The following is a 17943-nucleotide window of genomic DNA, read 5'->3' as shown; positions in this document are numbered from 1 at the left end:
CCTCGACTCCCTGAAACGACTACTCCAACGAACTACCGGCGCAGGACACTAGCCTGGACACGACATGGCACATCTTCTCGGGGCTGAAAGCCTCCACCTCGAATATCCCACCAAGGTCGTCTTCGAATCCGTGACCCTCGGGGTGAACGAGGGCGATCGGATCGGCATCGTCGGGCGCAACGGCGACGGCAAGTCCTCGCTGCTCGGCCTGCTCGCGGGACGTCTCGAGCCGGACTCCGGCCGGGTCACCGTTCGCGGTGGGGTCACGATCGGGGTGCTCGAGCAGGCCGACACACTCGACGATGCCGACACGGTCAGCCATGCGGTCGTCGATGACCGTGCGGAGCACGAATGGGCCGGCGACGCCCGGACGCGTGACGTGATCGCCGGCCTGCTCGGCGAGATCCGGTGGGACGCGCCGATCGGATCGCTCTCGGGAGGGCAGCGGCGTCGCGTCGCGCTGGCCGCGTTGCTCGTCGAAGATCACGACGTGGTCATCTTGGATGAGCCGACCAACCACCTCGATGTCGAGGGGATCGCCTGGCTCGCGGAGCATCTCAGGCGACGATGGCCGGCGAACGCGGGTGGACTGCTCGTCGTGACCCACGATCGGTGGTTCCTCGACGAAGCGTGCACCCAGACGTGGGAAGTGCACGATCGGATCGTGGAGGCGTTCGAGGGCGGCTACGCCGCATACATCCTGCAGCGCGTCGAGCGCGACCGCATGGCGGCGGCAACGGAGCAGCGACGTCAGAACCTCGCCCGCAAGGAGCTGGCCTGGCTGCGGCGAGGCGCGCCGGCGCGGACCGCCAAGCCCAAGTTCCGTATCGATGCGGCCAACCAGCTCATCGAGGACGTACCCGAAATCCGTGACAAGACCCGATTGCAGTCCCTCGCCGTGTCGCGTCTCGGCAAGGACGTGGTCGACCTGCTCGATGTCTCGGTCGCCTACGGCGACAAGACCGTGCTGCGCGGCGTGGAGTGGCGGATCGCACCGGGCGAGCGCACCGGGATCCTGGGCGTCAACGGCGCGGGCAAGTCGACGCTGCTCGGGCTCATCGACGGGGACGTCCTGCCGACGTCGGGTCGGGTCAAGCGCGGCACGACGGTCAAGGTCGCCACCCTGACCCAGCGCCTCGACGAGCTCGAGGAGCACCTGAGCGACCCGGTTCGTGTGGTGATCGCGAGCCTCCGCACCAGTTACACGATCGGCTCCGGCTCCAAGGCGCGGGACGTGACGCCTGCGCAGCTGCTCGAGCAGCTCGGCTTCTCGTCCGCCCAGCTCTCGACGCCGGTGAAAGACCTCTCCGGTGGGCAGAAGCGGCGGCTGCAGCTCCTGCTCATCCTGCTCGCTCAGCCCAACCTGCTGGTGCTCGACGAACCGACGAACGACCTGGATACCGACATGCTCGCCGCGATGGAGGACCTGCTGGATTCATGGCCGGGTACCTTGATCGTCGTCTCGCACGACCGGTACTTCGTCGAGCGCGTCACGGACCAGCAGTTCGCGATCCTCGACGGGCGGCTGCGGCATCTGCCCGGTGGTGTGGATGAGTACCTGCGTCTGCGTGCCGTGCAGAACCGGACGGCCGCGCCGGTGCCGGAGTCTGCCGGGAGCAGCGCGGGCGGCTCAGAGCGTGCGCTCGCCGGCGCGGACCTCCGGGCCGCGCAGAAAGAGCTCGCCTCGGTGGAACGGCGGCTCGACAAGCTTCGGCAGCAGATCGACGCGGCACGCGCGGCGCTCGCCGATCATGATCAGGCGGACTACGTCGGCCTGGCCGGCGAAATGCAGCGCATCGGTGGACTCGAGGCGGAGGGGAACGAGCTCGAGAGCCGTTGGTATGAGCTCAGCGTCCTGCTCGAGTAGCGGCGATGCGGACGTCCGTCGTCAAGGGACAGCCACCGGAGGGAGGTCAGCCGGCGTCGCGGTGACAAGAGGCTGAACCTCCTTGCTGCCCGTCGATGCGCGCAGCGCCCAGAGAATCGAGACGACGTCCACGCCCTCCTGCATCCAGGCGCCGATGAGGGCTGGGAGCAATCCGACCGCGGCGATCATCATGAGAGTCACGCTGAGGCCGATTCCGACCCAGATGCTCTGCAGCGCGACGTTGACGGTCTCGCGACCCACGAGGAGTGCCCGCGCGACGCGGGAGATGTCGTCGCGGAGGATCACCATGTCGGCGGATTCGCTGGCTGCCGTCGATCCGCGAGCGCCCATCGCTATCCCGACATCCGCCGCGGCCAGGACCGGGGCATCGTTGATGCCGTCTCCGACCATCACGACCGGACGCTCGACGATGGATGAGACGACGCTGACTTTGTCGACGGGCAGGCAATTCGCCCGCACATCGTCGATGCCGAGGCTCGTCGCGACGTGCTCCGCCGTGGGGCGGTCGTCGCCCGTGAGCATCACGATCCGGCGGATGCCCTGAGCCCGCAGGCTGTCGACGGTTGTGCGCGAGTTCGAGCGGACCTCGTCCCGGAACACCAGCGAACCTGCGGCCGCGCCGTCGACCGCGACATAGACCGCCAGTTCGCCGCTTTCCAGCGGCGCGCGCGGGATCTCCTCTCCCGTCGTCGCGGAGATGAAGGTGCGTTTGCCCACGACCACGGTGTGGCCGTCGATGTCCGCCGTGACCCCGTTCGCGGTGGACTCTTCGGCATCCGTCGAACCAGAGAGGATCAGCCCCTTCACCGTGGCGGAGGTGACGACGGCGGCAGCCAGGATGTGGGCCGAGAACTGCTCTGCCGAGGCCGCCAGCCGCAACAGCTCGTCCGGCTCGACAGCGCCGGTCGGGAGCACCTTGACAAGGCTCGGTCGGCCCTGCGTGAGGGTGCCGGTCTTGTCGAACGCGAATGCCTGGGCGCGATGGAGTTTCTCCAGCGTGGCGCTGCTCTTGACGATCGCGCCCTCCCTCGCCGAGCGGCTCATGCCGGCCATGAAGGCCACCGGGGCGGCGATGATGAGCGGGCACGGGGTGGCGACGACCAGTACCTCAGCGAACCGAACCGGGTCACCCGAGACCAGCCACGCCGCACCCGCGATCACGAGGGCCACCGCGGTGAACGGCAACGCGATGCGGTCGGCCAGACGCACCATCGGGGAGGTACTGGCCGCCGCGGATTCGACCAGGCTGACGATCTGCTGATACTGGCTGTCCTTGGCTGCACGGGTGACTGCCAGCACGACCGCCGCCTGCCCGTTGACCCCGCCCGAGAGCACCTCCTGTCCGGCGGCCCGCTCGACGGGCAGGCTCTCGCCGGTGAGTGAGGACTCGTCGAAGACACCGAGATCGCTCACGAGGGTGCCGTCGACCGGGACGACCTCGTTGGCGCGGACCAGAACCTCGTCCCCCGGCATGATCGCCTCGATCGGCACATCCTCGGTCGACCCGTCGGCCAGGACGCGGTGCCCGAGCTGTGGGGCGCGTGCGAGCAGCGCGGTCAAGTCCCGCTTGGCGCGGTTCGCCGCATAGTCTTCCAGCGCCTCCCCGCCGGTGAGCATGAGCACGATCACGATCGCCGCCCAGTACTCGCCGACGGAGACCGACGCGACGATCGCCGTGACCGCGAGGATGTCGATTCCGAAGGTTCCGCGGCGCAGCTGTCGCACCATCGACCACGCCGACCTCGCCGCCATCAGCACAGCGAAGCCTGCCAGCAACCACGGGCTGGCGCCGCTCCACGGACTTGCGCTGAGCGCCCCAGCGGCAAGCGCGACGAGGAGCGTGGCCACCACGAAGGGGTACCTGCGAGCAGCGGAGCGGAATTGCGCCATGGCTCCGGTCTACTCGCGTTGGTCCGTCTTGGCCAGCGAGGGTAGCCACGCCTCACGGTTCTCCTGCGGATGCCGGCCCCGATTGCCGTCGATAAGGCTTGGCTCCCCTCGCTGGCGAGCACGAATCCCAGGCGGTAGACCGGAACAAAGCGTTGCACGGCTGCATCGGTCCATGGTGCGTCGCATCCCGATCCCCCTGCCGTGTCCTATCGAAGGAGTCTGCTGTGTCCTGGCTGTTCGCCGATCTTCCCCTGCATCCCCTCTTCGTCCATGCGGCGGTCGTCTCGGTGCCGATCGTGGGGCTTCTGGCCATCGCTGCCGCCTGGATCCCGCGCCTGCGCGACTGGCTCGGCATCGTCTTTCCGATCCTCGCGACCGCGGCCCTCGTCGCTGCGTTGCTCACCAAGGAGTCGGGTGAGGCTCTCGAGACCCAGGTCACCCAGACGGCCGCTGTGATGGCCCACGCCGAGATCGCGGATATCGCGGTGGTGGGCGCCTTCGTGCTGCTCGCCGGAGCGTGGGCGCAATGGGCCTGGCTTCGCTTCTTCGTCCGTCCGCGCCCGGGCCGAGCCGCGGCGAGAGTGACCGATCCCCGTCGCATCCGAACGGTGTCAGTCGCGGTCTCTGTCCTGCTCACGCTCGCCGGGCTGTTCGCGATCGTGGCCATGGTGATCGTGGGCGACACGGGCGCTCGCGCCGTCTGGCAGTAGCGGGGTTCCGCTTCAAGATACCCCTAGGGGTATGCTGGGCGCATGACAAACCGAGACACCACTCTAGCGGACCTCACTTCGACCGTCGACACGGCATCCCGGGCGGGCGCGCAGGTTGCCGCCGAGACGCAGGCCGCCGAGGTGAACGCGTGAGGATCGTCGTCGTCGGTGGGGTCGCCGGTGGGATGAGCGCCGCCGCGCGTGCGCGCCGACTCGACGAAACCGCGGAGATCATCGTGCTCGAGCGGGGAGCGCACGTGTCGTTCGCGAACTGCGGCTTGCCCTACTACGTCGGCGGCGAGATCGCCGACCGCGACGCCCTCCTGGTGCAGACGCCCGCGTCGCTGAAGGCGGCGCTCGATCTCGACGTGCGCACGGGCCACGACGTCATCGGGCTGGATGCGTCGGCCAGAACCGTCACCGTCGTCTCGGACGGCGTCGAGAGTCGCATCTCGTACGATGCGCTGATTCTCGCTCCGGGCGCGGAGGCGGCGCGCCCGCCGATCTCCGGTCTCGACTCGCCGCGGCTGCAGACGCTGCGAACGATTGAGGATGCGATCGCTCTGCGCGACCGCGTCGAGACGGGTGCACGCCGTGCGGTCGTGCTGGGAGCCGGCTTCATCGGCATCGAAGCGGCCGAAGCCCTCGCGCACCAGGGGCTGCACACGACGATCGTGGAGTTCGCCCCCCATGTCCTCCCGCCGTTCGAAGACGAGCTCGCGGCGCTCGTGACGGACGAGCTGCGTCGGATCGGCGTCGATGTGCGTCCCGGTGTCGCCGCGACGATGATCGAGTCCGGCGACGACCACGACGTCGTCGAACTCGGAGACGGATCGCGGCTGGAAGCCGATCTGGTCGTGCTGTCGGTCGGCGTGCGCCCGGACACCGCTGTGTTCGAGGCCGCCGGAGTCGCGTGCGAGCGCGGTGCCATGGTCGTCGACGATCACGGCCGTACGTCACTTCCCGACGTCTACGCCGTCGGCGATGCGACGGTGTCGACGGACGCCACCACCGGCGCCCGTCGTCCGGTTGCGCTCGCCGGCCCCGCCAACCGCGCGGGGCGCCTTGTCGCCGATGCCATCCTTCGGCCGGACACAGCGCGGCCGATTCCGCAGCCTGTGGGCACCGCGATCGTGCGAGTCGGCGGCACAACCGCAGCCCTGACCGGAGCCAACCGCGCAGCCCTCGACAGCGCGGGCATCCTCTTCCACACGCTGCACCTGCACCCCGGCCACCACGCGGGCTACTTCCCGGGCGCCGAGCAGATCCACCTGGTCATCCACGTGCAAGCGGCGGACGGCCTCATCCTGGGCGCACAGGCCGTCGGCGCCGAGGGCGTCGACAAGCGTATCGACGTCCTCGCGACGGCGATCCGCGCGCGCTGGACGGTCGACGAGCTGATCGATCTCGACCTTGCGTACGCGCCGCCCTACGGATCGGCGAAGGACCCCGTGAACATGGTCGGCATGGTGGGCGAAAACCTCATGAACGGCACCCTGTCGCTCTGGTATGCGCAGGATCTCGACGCCGTGACCGAGAGTGCGTTCATCCTCGACGTGCGCAGACCCGACGAGTTCGCGTCCGGGCACCTGCCGGACGTGCTCAATATTCCCCACACCGAGCTTCGTGCGCGGCTGGGTGAGGTCCGGGATGCATCCCAGGGACGTCCCGTCCGGGTGCTGTGTCAGTCGGGCGTGCGCTCCGCGATCGCTCACCGTGTGCTCGTCCAGGCGGGGTTCGACTCCGCGTCGTTGTCGGGAGGCATGCTGACCCTTCGAGCGGTGCTCGGCGACCGCGCGGCAGCGGTGCTCGAGGGCGGGGTGCCGGCACGTGTCTAGCGGAGCGTGCGGACGCACTCCCGCCGACCGCACGATGCGGGCCGTCCTGGCTGTCATCGCGGCGTCGTACGCCCTGAGCAACCTGGCGACGCCCTGGTCGGCGATCCCCGCGGGGATCATCGCCGTGGTGCTGGCGGTGGGCGCTGCGACGGGGTGGCGCCCGGCGGATCTGCTCCGGAGCGCGCCACCTGAACGGCAGCGCTCAGGAGTCGAAGCCGAGACTGAGCTTCCGCAGCAGCCCGGCCAGCCGCTCGCGATCGGCCCGCGGGAGCACCGACAGTAGCTCGGTCTCGGCATCGACCAGACGGGTGATGGCGGCATCCACGCGGGTGCGGCCGTCTTCCGTCATCGTGACCAGGACGCTGCGACCGTCTCCGGGATCCGCCTCACGGTGCACCAGCCGGCGACCGACGAGGCGATCGATCCGGTTGGTCATCGTGCCGCTCGAGACCAGAGTCTGCTGGAGCAGCTGCTTCGGGCTCAGCTGGAACGGTTCACCGGCACGGCGGAGCGCCGACAGCACATCCCACTCCCATGGCTCGAGGTCGCTGCGGCGAAACGCCTCGCGTCGAGCACGGTCGAGATGTCGCGAGAGCCGATCGACGCGCGAGAGGACACCGAGGGGGGCGAAGTCGAGATCGGGGCGTTGCGCTCTCCATGCGTCGACGATCCGGTCGACCTCGTCGTGCTCACTGCCCATGGCCCCATTATCGTCGATTGCCGTGCGCGCACCGGGCGAACGGCGTGGCCGTGGCAGACTGGTCGGGCGGTCTGCGCCACCGGGCAGGCTCCGCGATCCGCCGTAGTGTAATGGCAGCACGGCAGCCTTTGGAGCTGTTCGGTCTAGGTTCGAATCCTGGCGGCGGAGCATGACGCACAACACACGGGATGAGGCTCTGGCTGTCGTCATCCTCGCCGCCGGCGAGGGCACGCGGATGAAGTCGGCGCTGCCGAAGGTGCTGCATCGCATCGGCGGGCTCCCTCTCGTGGAGCATGTGCTCGACACCGCGCGGGGCCTCGCTCCGGCGCACGTTCTGGTCGTCGTGCGGCACGAGCGCGACCAGGTTGCCGAGGCCGTCCTCGGTGTCGCGCCCGAGGTGGTCATCGTCGACCAGGATGAGGTCCCCGGCACGGGACGCGCCGTCGAGGTCGCTCTCGCCGAGATCCCCGAGTTCGCCGGCGACGTGCTTGTCCTGAGCGGCGACGTGCCGCTCTTGGATGCCGGCATCCTCGCCGAACTGCTGCGCTCGCACCGCGAGGCCGTCGCCGCGGCGACTCTGCTCACCGCGGTCGTGGACGACCCGACCGGTTACGGCCGCATCCTTCGCGGCGCGAACGGAAGAGTGACGCGGATCGTCGAGCAGAGGGATGCGCTGGCCGACGAGGCCGCTGTCCGCGAGATCAACGCGGGGGTGTACGTGTTCCGGGCGCCCGAACTCCGCGGGTGCCTCAGCCGGGTCGGCGTCTCCAATGCGCAGGGCGAGAAGTACCTGACCGATGTGATCGGGCTGCTCCGCGCGGACGCGCTCGAGGTCGCGGCATCCGTCACCCCCGATGTGTCGTTGACGCTCGGAGTCAACGACCGCGTGCAGCTGTCCGAGGCCGGCCGTGCGCTGAACGCCCGGACGGTGCGGCACTGGCAGCTTCAGGGCGCCACGATACAAGACCCCGACACCACGTGGATCGACGTGACGGCGACCCTCGCACCCGATGTCACCGTGCTGCCGAACACGCACATCCTGCGTTCGACGGTCATCGCGACGGGCGCTGTGATCGGACCGGACACGACCCTCGTCGACTGCGAAGTCGGCGAACGCGCCGTCATCCGCCGGGCAGACGCGACGCTCGCCGTCTTCGGCCCTGATACGTCGGTAGGGCCCTTCGCCTACGTCCGCCCCGGCACGCAGCTGTTCGCCGCTGGCAAGATCGGCACGTTCGTCGAGACGAAGAACTCGATCATCGGCGAGGGCAGCAAGGTCCCGCACCTGTCCTATGTCGGCGACACGACGATCGGGCGCCACGTCAACCTCGGCGCCGGCGCGATCACGGCGAACTACGACGATCTCGCGAAGCACCGCACCGAGATCGGCGACGAGGTCCACACCGGCTCGCACAACGTCTTCGTCGCGCCCGTTAGGCTGGGGGAAGGCGCGAAGACAGGCGCCGGAGCGGTCATCCGCAAGGACGTCCCGGCCGGTGCGCTCGCTGTGAGCGTCGCCCCTCAGCGCAATGTCGAGGGGTGGGTCGAGGATCACCGACCGGGGACGGGTGCTGCACAGGCTGCAGCCCGCGCCCGGTCCGCACAGAAAGCGGACGATGGGGCGCAAGAATCACACGGTTGACCTGGATGTCGCGCGCGGAATCGCGCCGGGTCTGGTCGCCAAGACGAAGAAGCGGCTGGTCATCGCCAGCGGCAGCTCGCACCCCGACCTCTCCCGCGATGTCGCGGCCGAACTCGAGATGGATCTCGTCCCGACCGAGCACCGCACCTTCGCTTCGGGTGAGATCCTCACGCGCTTCGAGGTCTCGATCCGAGGTTGCGACGCGTTCCTGATCCAGTCGTTCGGCCCGCCGGTCAACGAGTGGCTGATGGAGCTGCTCATCATGCTGGATGCCGCCAAACGCGCCTCGGCGAAGCGGATCACGGTGGTGGCTCCGTACTATCCGTACTCGCGTCAGGACAAGAAGGGGCGAGGGCGCGAGCCGATCAGCGCCCGCCTCGTTGCGGATCTCCTGAAGACGGCGGGCGCGGACCGGGTCATGAGCGTCGATCTGCACGCCGCGCAGATCCAGGGCTTCTTCGACGGACCCGTCGATCACCTGTTTGCGAAGCCCGTGCTGCTGGACTACTTCCAGACGAGCCTGTCGCCCGAAGACCGCGCCAAGCTCACGGTCGTCTCGCCGGACACCGGCCGCGTGCGCGTGGCCGACCAGTGGTCAGACAGTCTGAGTGCGCCGCTCGCGATCATCCACAAGCGCCGCGACCCGAATGTCGCCAACCGGGTGACGGTCAACGAGATCGTCGGGCACGTCGACGGGAGGGTATGCCTGCTCGTGGACGACATGATCGACACGGGTGGCACGATCGTGAAGGCTGCGCAGGCGCTCAAGGCGAGCGGCGCTGAGCGGGTGATCGTGGCGGCGACGCACGCGATCTTCAGCGACCCGGCGACACAGCGCCTGCAGGACCAGTCGATCGACGAGGTCGTCGTGACCGACACCGTACCGGTGCCGCCGGAGAAGCGCTTCCCGGGGCTCACGATCCTGCCGATCGCGCCGTTGCTCGCTCGCGCCATCAGGGAAGTCTTCGAGGACGGCTCCGTCACGAGCATGTTCGACGGCGCCGCCTGAGCGGGGCGCCGCGCCCCCGAGCCTCCGCGTAGGATCGCGGCATGGCCGCATCGCCCGCACTCGTCCCCCTGACCGATGCCGATCTGACCCTCTCTCGTCCCTACGCACTCGACGTCGACGCGGTCCAGCGGGGGTTGCGCACCGGCGCCGCCGGGCTCGCACACGACGATGCCGCCGCTCGACACGCGGTCGTCGGGCCCAACCTGCTGCCGGACCCGAAGCGCACACCGGCCTGGCTGCGCTTTCTCGGACACTTCAACGACACGCTGATCTTCATCCTCCTGGGCGCCGCGGCCATCAAAGCGGTCATGGGGGACTGGCTCGACTTCTGGGTCATCATCGCCGTCGCCGTCATCAACGCCGTCATCGGCTACGTCCAGGAGGGTCGCGCCGAGAAGGCGCTCGCCGGCATCCGTGGCATGCTCTCGGCCGACGCGACCGTGAGGCGGGGTGGCGCGTGGACCACGATCGCGGCGGCAGAGCTCGTGCCCGGCGACCTGGTGCGGCTCATGCCCGGCGACAGGGTCCCCGCCGATATCCGACTGACGGCGGCGACCCAGTTGCGCATCGATGAGGCCGCGCTGACGGGTGAATCCGTACCTTCGTCGAAGAGTCTCGACCCGGTGCCGGAGGATTCCGGCGTCGGCGATCGCACATCGATGGCGTTCTCGGGAACCATCGTGTCGGCAGGCCAAGGACGCGGGATCGTCACCGGCATCGGCGCGAACACGGAAATCGGCAAGATCCAGGCGCTCGTCGGCGAGGCGGGAAGCCTCGCGACGCCGTTGACGAAGCAGCTCGATTCGTTCGGCAAGGTGCTCACCCTCGTCATCCTCGGCATGGCGATGGTCATGATGGTCATCGGCCGATATCTGCACGGGATGCCGTTCCCCGAGCTCATCTCGGCGACGATCGGCTTCGCCGTCGCCGCCATCCCCGAGGGGCTTCCGGCGCTGGTCACGATCACGCTTGCGATCGGCGTGCAGCAGATGGCGCGCCGCAATGCCATCATCCGCAAACTGCCCGCCGTCGAGGCACTCGGTTCGGTCACGACCGTGTGCTCGGACAAGACCGGCACGCTGACGAAGAACGAGATGACCGTCCGCACGATCATCACGCCGCTCGGTCGCTACGACGTCGCGGGGCTCGGCTACGACCCCGCCGGGGCGATCACCCCGGCGGGTGGCGGCGATCTCGCCGCGATTCTGGCCGTCGCCGACCTCTGCAACGACGCTCACATCACCGCCGGCGAGGAGGGGCGTTGGGCGCTCGTGGGGGAGCCGACTGAAGGGGCCCTGAAGGTCGTCGCGATGAAGGGGGGAGCGCAGCGCGAGGGCACCCGGCGCGTGGGGGTCGTGCCTTTCGACTCGGCGAACAAGTTCATGGCGACGCTCAACGAGGCCGCCGACGGCTCCCGGGCCATTCTCGTCAAGGGCGCTCCCGACCGTCTGCTGGACCGCGCGCTCACTCAGCGCGGTGCGGCCGGTGCCGAGTCACTCGATCGCCCCTTCTGGGATGAGGCGGTCGATGAGCTGAGCGCGCAGGGGCTTCGGGTCCTCGCCGCGGCCCGCAAGCCCACGCGCGCCGAGGAGATGACGATCGAAGACCTCGAAGATCTTGAGTTCCTGGGCCTCTGGGGCATCGTCGATCCGCCGCGTCCCGAGGCGATCACGGCCATCGCGGACTGCCACGCCGCCGGCATCCGGGTGAAGATGATCACGGGTGACCACGCCGGAACCGCCGTCGCGATCGGGCGTGAGATGGGGCTCATTCCGCCGGCGGACTCCGGGAACGACGTGCGTGTGCTCACCGGAGGCGAGCTGGAGGAGCTCAGTCAGGATCAGTTGAAGGCCGTCGTCCAGGATGTCGACGTCTACGCGCGCACGAGTCCCGAGCACAAGATCCGGATCGTCCGGGCACTGCAGTCGCACGGTGAAGTCGTCGCGATGACAGGTGACGGCGTCAATGACGCCCCCGCGCTCACCCGCGCCGACATCGGCATCGCGATGGGCATCAAGGGCACCGAGGCGACGAAGGAGGCCGCCGAGATCGTGCTCGCCGACGACAACTTCGCAACGATCCGCAGCGCGATCGCCGAAGGGCGCCGCATCTACGACAACCTGCGCAAGTCGATCGTGTTCCTCCTTCCCACCAATGGTGCACAGTCGCTCGTGATCCTCGTGGCCGTCGTCTTCGGTCTCACGCTCCCCCTGACGCCGGTTCAGGTCCTCTGGATCAACATGGTGACGGCCGTCACCCTCTCGCTCGCGCTCGCGTATGAGCCCGCGGAGCGGGGAATCATGCAGCGCAAGCCGCGTGCGGCCGGTGGATCGATCATCGCGGGCCGCGAGATCGGGTTCGTTCTGCTTGTGTCGTTCCTGATCGGTGGTGCGACGCTCGCGGTCTTCGGGATCTCAGTGGCGCGCGGAGTGGACCTCGACGTCGCCCGCACCGAGTCGGTCCTGATGCTGGCGCTCGGGCAGCTGGCGTATCTGTTCAACTGCCGCTTCCTGAGCCAGTCCAGCTTCACGATGGCGGTGCTGCGCGGCAACCGAGTGGTCTGGTGGTCGGCGATCGCCCTGATCGCCCTGCAGCTCATCTACACGTACGTCCCGTTCATGAACGCCCTGTTCGGCTCGGAGCCGCTGGATCTGATCGGATGGCTGCTCCCTGTCGTGTTCTCGGTGGGGCTCTTCGCGGTCATCGAGGCGCTCAAAGCCGTGCGGCGGCGCGCCGAGTAAGAACCGCGCGGGTGGGGGCGCGCCGTCGATCGCGACGGCGGCTCGGACCTGTTCGCCCAGCGATAGTTTGGACATTGATGACTTTTGTGACTGCGCAGTGGAACCGACTGCTCGCTATCGTCGGCCGTCTGTCGACGTATCGCCTGGTGCTGGTCGCCCTCAGCATCCTGACCCTCCTATCGCTCGTGCTGGCACTGTTCGACCGAGTCGCGCCCTCGGCCCCGGCGCTGCTGGCGACATTCGTGGTGCTCAACGCCGTCTGCGTCGCCGTCGACGCCGTCGGCCAGCGCCTCACCCGGCGGACATGGCGTATCGAGTCCTCGCTCATCACCGCCGGCATCCTGATGTTCGTGCTCTACCCGACCGCGGAACCGACCGGGCTCATGGGCGTGGCGATCGCCGGTGCGCTCGCCTCGGGCTCCAAGTATGTCCTGGCGTGGCGGGGGCGGCACATCGTCAACCCCGCCGCTTTCGGTGCGTCGGCTCTGTCGGTCGTGACGCTCCTGAGCGGGGCCCAGGGACTCGGCGCGGCCGGCTGGTGGGTCGGTGCACCCGCGCTTGCGCTCCCGGTGATCGTGCTCGGATTCCTGGTCGTCGCCCGCGCAGGCAAACTCCGCCCGGTGGCGCTCTTCCTCGTCGTCGCGTTGTCGGTCAATCTCGCGCGCGTCGCTCTCGTCTACAACGGGGCCGGTGCCGCAGTCGACGTGGCCACGGTGATCTCGAGCGTGCTGTGGTCTTCGCCGTTCTTCTTTCTCGCCGCGTTCATGTTCTCCGAGCCGCTGACACAGCCGCCTCGCCGCTGGCAGCAGTTCGTCGTCGCGGTGGTCGTGGGCGTTCTCGCGGGGGCGCCGCTGACCCTTGGGCCGTTGGTTCTCGGTCCGGAAGCGGCCGTCGTGATCGGCAACGTCGTCGCCTTCGCGTTCGCGTATGCCACACGCGCGCGCCTGCAGCTGACGTTCGTGGGCCGTGAGTCGCTGACCCCGAGCGTCGAGGAGCTCTCGTTTCGCGCCAGCCGGAGGCTGCGGTTCGAGGCCGGACAGTATCTCGAGCTCGAGGTGCCGCACCCGCACGCTGACGCGCGGGGCACGCGCCGTGAGTTCAGCATCGTCTCGGCTCCCGAGGAGCTGCCCGTCGTGAAGATCGCCATGCGGCGCGGATCGCAATCGACCTATAAGCAGGCCCTCGCCGAGATCGAACCGGGTCGCAGGCTGTCCGTCACGGGCATCTGGGGAGACTTCGTGCTGCCCCGCAACCCCGAGACACCCGTGCTCCTGGTGGCCGCCGGCATCGGCGTGACCCCGTTCGTGTCGCAGCTTCGCCACCTGCGCTTATCGGGAGGCGCACGCGACGTCGTGTTCGTCTACGTCGCCTCGGGTGCAGAGGAACTCGCGTTCCGCCACGATCTCGAGCGAGCGGGCATCCCGGTGATCGTCTTCACCCGCGATGAGCCGACCGCCCTTCCGTCGCACTGGCGCTGGGCCGAAGGGGTGCGACTCGATGCCGAGGGCCTGCAGCGCGTGGTTCCCGATCTCGCGTCGCGGCACGCCTACATCTCGGGTCCGCCCGGCTTGATCGCGGACCTCGCGCCCGCGCTCGAGCACGCTCGTGGCTTGACGACCGACGCCTTCGCGGGGTACTGAACCACGCCGGTGGTCCGCGCCAGGACCCGTTCCGGGCTCACGGCGCGGGGGCTGCGGATGCAGGGGTCTCCGGTCGTGCGGGAAGGCGCACCTCGAACGCTGTCGCGCCCGGGACGCTCGAGACCGACAGCGTCCCATGGTGGGCAGTGGCGATCGCCTTCGCGATGGAGAGGCCGAGGCCCGTACCCCCGGTCTGGCGGGTCCGCGACGTGTCGGCGCGCGCGAAGCGCTCGAACAGCTCATCGGCGACGCCGGGATCGATCCCCGGACCGTCGTCGGCCACGCGGAGCACCGCCTCGTTCCCCTCCACCCGCACGGTCGTCGTGACACGCGTGCCGTCGGGCGTGTGCACGCGGGCGTTCGCGAGCAGATTCGCCACCACCTGGTGGAGGCGCACGGCATCTCCCGCGACGATGACGGGCTCTTCGCCCGCCTCGATGATCCACTCGTGGCCCGGGCCGGCCGCCTGCGCATCAGCGACCGAATCGACCGCGACGCGCGTGAGGTCGACCGCACCGTAGACGAGTTCCTTGCCCTCATCCAGCCGCGCCAGGAGCAGCAGATCCTCCACGAGCGTCGTCATCCGCAGGGATGCCGCCTGGATCCGCTCGAGTGCGTGCTGGGAGTGCTGAGAGCTCTCCTCAATCTGCGCCTTCGTCGCGTGCGGACCGTTGCCGAGGCTCAGAGCCCGCAGGGACAGTTCGGAGTATCCCCGGATGGCGGCGAGCGGCGTGCGCAGTTCGTGGCTCGCGTCGGCGACGAACGACCGCATCCGCTCTTCATTGCGCTGGCGCGCCGCGAGCGAGGTGTCGACGTGATCGAGCAGTGTGTTCAGCGCCGCGCCGACCCGACCGATCTCGTCGGAGTCGTCGGCCTCTGACGCTGATACGCGCTCGGTGATGGTCACATCACCCGAGTCCAGCGGCTGTGCCGCGACTCGCGCGGCGGTGTCGGCGACGGAGCGCAAGGGCTTGAGGGAGCGGCGGATCACGAGTGCGATCACGGCCGCGAGGAGCAGCAGACCGCCGCTGGTGACGAGCGCGACGGTGGTGAGGATCTGCGTCACGGTCGATGTCAGCTCGGAGGTGGGAAGGCCGAGAAGGGCGAAGTACCCGCTCGGCGTGGTCTCCATCCTGATGCGGTACTCGCCGTAGCCCGGCACGGTGACAGACCCGAGACCGGCCGGGTCGACATCCGGCACGATCTGCTCGATCTGCGACTCAGTGAGGGTCGCCACCACATCGCTCTCGGAGACGACGGCACCCGTCGTCTCACCCGACACATTCAGCACGAGCAGCGTTCCGAGTTGCTGGCGTCCGACCGACAGGACCTCTTCCGCTGTGCTCCCGGGCGTGATCCTGATCCCCGCCGCGGCGCTGGTGACTTGGGCATCGAGGTTGTCGACCATGATGGTCCGCAGGATCGCACCCGTCGCGAGTCCCACGGCGAGCACGATCAGCGCGACGAGTGAGACGACGGTGACGATCAGGCGCGTCTGGAGGGTCCATCGACGTCGTCGGCGAGGCCCCGGCGCGTCGCTCATTGAGGGGCTTTGATCATGTAGCCGACACCGCGCACCGTGTGGATGAGGGGATCACGGCCGGCGTCGATCTTCTTGCGCAGGTATGAGATGTAGAGTTCCACGACGCTCGAGCGTCCGCCGAAGTCGTAGTTCCAGACGCGGTCGAGGATCTGCGCCTTCGAGACGACGCGACGCTGATTGCGCATGAGGAAGCGCAAGAGCTCGAACTCCGTCGCGGTCAGTTCGATCCCAGCGCCGTCGCGCTCGACTTCGTGCGAGTCCTCGTTCAAAGTCAGCGGGCCGACCCGTAGGAAAGGATCGTCCCCGCCCGCCGTGGCGTTGCCGGCGCGGCGCATGAGTCCGCGCAGGCGCGCGACCACTTCTTCGAGGCTGAAGGGCTTGGTGACGTAGTCGTCACCCCCCGCGGTGAGCCCGGCGACGCGATCGGAGACGGCATCCTTCGCGGTCAGGAACAGGACGGGCACATCGTTGCCCGAGTGCCGCAGGCGCTGCAGCACCGCCATGCCGTCGAGGTCGGGCATCATGATGTCGAGGACGACGGCGTCGGGATCGAACTCGCGGGCCACGGTCAGCGCGTCGAATCCCGATCCGGCGGTGCGGACTTCCCAGCCTTCCATGCGCAGCGCCATCGACAGCAGATCGGTCAGCATCTGCTCGTCGTCCACGACGAGCACGCGCAGTGCCGATCCGTCGGGGCGGTGGAGAGCGGGCGCGGCGGCGAGAGCGGTCATGTACCCATTGTGGCGACCAATCTTTGGAGCGCCCGCGACTGAGCCTATGCAGAGGCTGTGAATCATGCGCGATGACGTCCTCGCGGCGCCCTAGTGTTGCAGCATGGCCGTCGTTCACACCGTCGTCTACGTCGACGGAAAGCCCGTGGGCGCCGAAGCGGCGCCCGTCGAAGCCCTCGCCGAGGCGCGTGCCGCGGGTGGCCTGGCCTGGATCGCGGTGACCGGAGCGACCGACGACGAGGTACGCGCGCTCGGATCCGAGCTGGGGCTGAACCGTCTCGGGGTCGTGGAGGCATTGCGCGGCCATCAGCGGTCGAAGTTCGAGAAGTACGGCGAGGACCTGTTCGTCGTGCTTCAGCCCGCCCGCTATGACGATGCGACCGAGAGCGTCCGGTGCGACGAGGTCGACGTCTTCGCCGCCGCCCATCTCGTCGTCGTGATCGCGCGCACGCCGCAGGTCGATCTGGACCAGGTGAGCGCGAGGCTGGAAAAGCATCCGGAGATCTTCTCGAACGGGGCGCTGGGAGTCGTGTGGGTGCTCACGGAGTACGTCACCCGCGGGTACCGCGTCGTTCTCGACGGCGTTGAGAACGACATCGACGAGATCGAGGAGGAGCTGTTCGGCGAGCATCCGGGCGTGTCACGGCGCATCTTCGCGCTTCAGCGCGAGGTGATCGACCTGCAGCATGCGACCGCCCCGCTCCCGGACATTCTCGATCGCCTGAGCGCGCTGTCCGCGCAGAGCGGCAGCCGCAGCGAGTCGGCGTTTCGCGAGGTGACCGATCGCGCGCGGTACGTGGAGGGTCGTGTGACCGGTTTTCGTCAGACGCTCGACAGTGCGCTCAGCATCCACGCAACGATGGTCGAGCAACGTCGCAACGAGCAGATGAAGGCGATGACCGAGACGAGCATCCAACAGAACGACCAGGTGAAGAAGATCTCGTCGTGGGCGGCCATCGGCTTTGCGCCGACGCTGATCGCCGGCATCTACGGAATGAACTTCCGTGTGCTGCCCGAGCTGGACTGGGCCTGGGGCTATCCGTTCGCGCTCGCGCTGATGGTCGCCGTCAGTGCGGGCCTCTACTTCGTGTTCAAGAAGAACGACTGGCTGTAGCCCGCAGGCTCAGTGGGTGTCCTCGGCTGCGACCTCGGTCCGGTCGCCGGACCACAGGGTATGGAACGCGCCGGGCGCGTCGGTGCGCCGATACGTGTGAGCGCCGAAGAAGTCGCGTTGTCCCTGAATGAGGGCGGCCGGCAGGCGCGTCGCCCGCAGCCCGTCATAGTACGCCAGCGACGAGCTGAACGCGGGGGCGGGGATGCCGGAGCCGGCGGCGACCTGCACGATCTCGCGCCAGGAATCCTGGGCTCGGCCCAGGGCCTCGACGAAGTAGGGTGCGCTCAGGAGGACCGGCAACTCCGGCTCGATCGCATAGGCTTCCGCGATGCGGTTCAGGAACTGCGCGCGAATGATGCAGCCGCCGCGCCAGATGCGGCTGATGGCGCCGAGGTCGAGGTCCCAGCCGTACTGGGCGGCTCCGGCGCGGATCTCATCGAATCCCTGCGAGTACGCGACGATCTTCGACGCGTAGAGCGCGAGACGCACCTGTTCGA

The 17943-nt window shown here is 68.7% G+C and carries 12 protein-coding genes, 1 tRNA gene and 2 pseudogenes; 10 read left to right on the top strand and 5 right to left on the bottom strand.

All coding sequences use genetic code 11. The features are described from left to right. Positions 1-64 precede the first annotated feature (64 nt). Complete coding sequence (locus tag QZV81_RS04125; protein ID WP_292832929.1) at positions 65-1867, top strand: ABC-F family ATP-binding cassette domain-containing protein; 1803 nt, start codon at positions 65-67, stop codon at positions 1865-1867. Positions 1868-1888: 21 nt separating this feature from the next. Here the strand turns inward: QZV81_RS04125 and QZV81_RS04120 are convergent, their stop codons facing one another. Next, on the bottom strand, positions 1889-3778 hold the full coding sequence (locus tag QZV81_RS04120; RefSeq protein ID WP_292832926.1) for a heavy metal translocating P-type ATPase: 1890 nt from the start codon (positions 3776-3778) through the stop codon (positions 1889-1891). Positions 3779-4002: 224 nt separating this feature from the next. On the opposite strand from QZV81_RS04120, the gene QZV81_RS04115 reads away from it, so the two are divergent. The 3 genes and pseudogenes from QZV81_RS04115 (at position 4003) to QZV81_RS10525 (ending at position 6609) form a co-directional block, all read left to right on the top strand. Beyond that, positions 4003-4488 (top strand): DUF2231 domain-containing protein, encoded by a 486-nt coding sequence (locus QZV81_RS04115; RefSeq protein WP_292832923.1) that lies wholly within the window; start codon positions 4003-4005, stop codon positions 4486-4488. Between the two features lie 141 nt (positions 4489-4629). Next, a pseudogene (locus tag QZV81_RS04110) lies at positions 4630-6326 on the top strand (FAD-dependent oxidoreductase). 34 nt (positions 6327-6360) lie between these two features. Further along, on the top strand, positions 6361-6609 hold the full coding sequence (locus QZV81_RS10525; protein WP_363331585.1) for a hypothetical protein: 249 nt from the start codon (positions 6361-6363) through the stop codon (positions 6607-6609). On the opposite strand, the gene QZV81_RS04105 is transcribed toward QZV81_RS10525, so the two are convergent. Continuing rightward, positions 6529-7026: a MarR family transcriptional regulator gene (locus QZV81_RS04105; RefSeq protein ID WP_292832920.1), complete on the bottom strand. Its 498-nt coding sequence runs from the start codon at positions 7024-7026 to the stop codon at positions 6529-6531. The genes QZV81_RS10525 and QZV81_RS04105 overlap by 81 nt on opposite strands. A 96-nt stretch (positions 7027-7122) precedes the next feature. Here QZV81_RS04105 and QZV81_RS04100 point away from each other — a divergent pair. From QZV81_RS04100 to QZV81_RS04080, 5 genes are all read left to right on the top strand, one after another. Beyond that, positions 7123-7194 (top strand) — tRNA-Gln (locus QZV81_RS04100). Between the two features lies 1 nt (position 7195). Further along, positions 7196-8668 carry a bifunctional UDP-N-acetylglucosamine diphosphorylase/glucosamine-1-phosphate N-acetyltransferase GlmU gene (glmU, locus tag QZV81_RS04095; RefSeq protein ID WP_292832917.1) on the top strand — a complete coding sequence of 491 codons (1473 nt, stop codon included), beginning with the start codon at positions 7196-7198 and terminating at the stop codon, positions 8666-8668. Further along, complete coding sequence (locus QZV81_RS04090) at positions 8643-9677, top strand: ribose-phosphate diphosphokinase (protein ID WP_292832914.1); 1035 nt, start codon at positions 8643-8645, stop codon at positions 9675-9677. Before glmU ends, QZV81_RS04090 begins: the two co-directional genes overlap by 26 nt. Before the next feature lie 41 nt (positions 9678-9718). Further along, complete coding sequence (locus tag QZV81_RS04085; protein ID WP_292832911.1) at positions 9719-12418, top strand: HAD-IC family P-type ATPase; 2700 nt, start codon at positions 9719-9721, stop codon at positions 12416-12418. Positions 12419-12495: 77 nt separating this feature from the next. Continuing rightward, positions 12496-14058, top strand: coding sequence for a flavodoxin reductase (locus QZV81_RS04080; RefSeq protein WP_292832908.1), 1563 nt, complete (start codon positions 12496-12498; stop codon positions 14056-14058). Positions 14059-14095: 37 nt separating this feature from the next. Here the strand turns inward: QZV81_RS04080 and QZV81_RS04075 are convergent, their stop codons facing one another. After that, positions 14096-15601: a HAMP domain-containing sensor histidine kinase gene (locus QZV81_RS04075; RefSeq protein WP_292832905.1), complete on the bottom strand. Its 1506-nt coding sequence runs from the start codon at positions 15599-15601 to the stop codon at positions 14096-14098. Further along, positions 15598-16332, bottom strand: a complete 735-nt coding sequence (locus QZV81_RS04070; RefSeq protein ID WP_292832902.1) for a response regulator transcription factor — start codon at positions 16330-16332, stop codon at positions 15598-15600. The genes QZV81_RS04075 and QZV81_RS04070 overlap by 4 nt, the downstream gene beginning before the upstream one ends. A gap of 103 nt (positions 16333-16435) precedes the next feature. Between QZV81_RS04070 and QZV81_RS04065 the strand changes: the two genes are divergently transcribed. Further along, on the top strand, positions 16436-17446 hold the full coding sequence (locus QZV81_RS04065; RefSeq protein WP_292832899.1) for a magnesium and cobalt transport protein CorA: 1011 nt from the start codon (positions 16436-16438) through the stop codon (positions 17444-17446). Positions 17447-17455: 9 nt separating this feature from the next. Here the strand turns inward: QZV81_RS04065 and QZV81_RS04060 are convergent. Further along, a pseudogene (locus QZV81_RS04060) lies at positions 17456-17943 on the bottom strand (NADP-dependent phosphogluconate dehydrogenase); the annotation flags it as partial.

The sequence above is a fragment of the Microbacterium sp. genome, assembly GCF_011620665.1.
Lineage (GTDB): Bacteria > Actinomycetota > Actinomycetes > Actinomycetales > Microbacteriaceae > Microbacterium.
This window is presented reverse-complemented; position numbering and strand designations above follow the sequence as displayed.

Coding starts and splice junctions, on each gene's coding strand:
- glmU (WP_292832917.1), top strand. CDS start 7,196: ATGACGCACAACACACGGGATGAGGCTCTGGCTGTCGTCATCCTCGCC.
- QZV81_RS04085 (WP_292832911.1), top strand. CDS start 9,719: ATGGCCGCATCGCCCGCACTCGTCCCCCTGACCGATGCCGATCTGACC.
- QZV81_RS10525 (WP_363331585.1), top strand. CDS start 6,361: ATGCGGGCCGTCCTGGCTGTCATCGCGGCGTCGTACGCCCTGAGCAAC.
- QZV81_RS04120 (WP_292832926.1), bottom strand. CDS start 3,778: ATGGCGCAATTCCGCTCCGCTGCTCGCAGGTACCCCTTCGTGGTGGCC.
- QZV81_RS04070 (WP_292832902.1), bottom strand. CDS start 16,332: ATGACCGCTCTCGCCGCCGCGCCCGCTCTCCACCGCCCCGACGGATCG.
- QZV81_RS04080 (WP_292832908.1), top strand. CDS start 12,496: ATGACTTTTGTGACTGCGCAGTGGAACCGACTGCTCGCTATCGTCGGC.
- QZV81_RS04090 (WP_292832914.1), top strand. CDS start 8,643: ATGGGGCGCAAGAATCACACGGTTGACCTGGATGTCGCGCGCGGAATC.
- QZV81_RS04075 (WP_292832905.1), bottom strand. CDS start 15,601: ATGAGCGACGCGCCGGGGCCTCGCCGACGACGTCGATGGACCCTCCAG.
- QZV81_RS04065 (WP_292832899.1), top strand. CDS start 16,436: ATGGCCGTCGTTCACACCGTCGTCTACGTCGACGGAAAGCCCGTGGGC.
- QZV81_RS04105 (WP_292832920.1), bottom strand. CDS start 7,026: ATGGGCAGTGAGCACGACGAGGTCGACCGGATCGTCGACGCATGGAGA.
- QZV81_RS04125 (WP_292832929.1), top strand. CDS start 65: ATGGCACATCTTCTCGGGGCTGAAAGCCTCCACCTCGAATATCCCACC.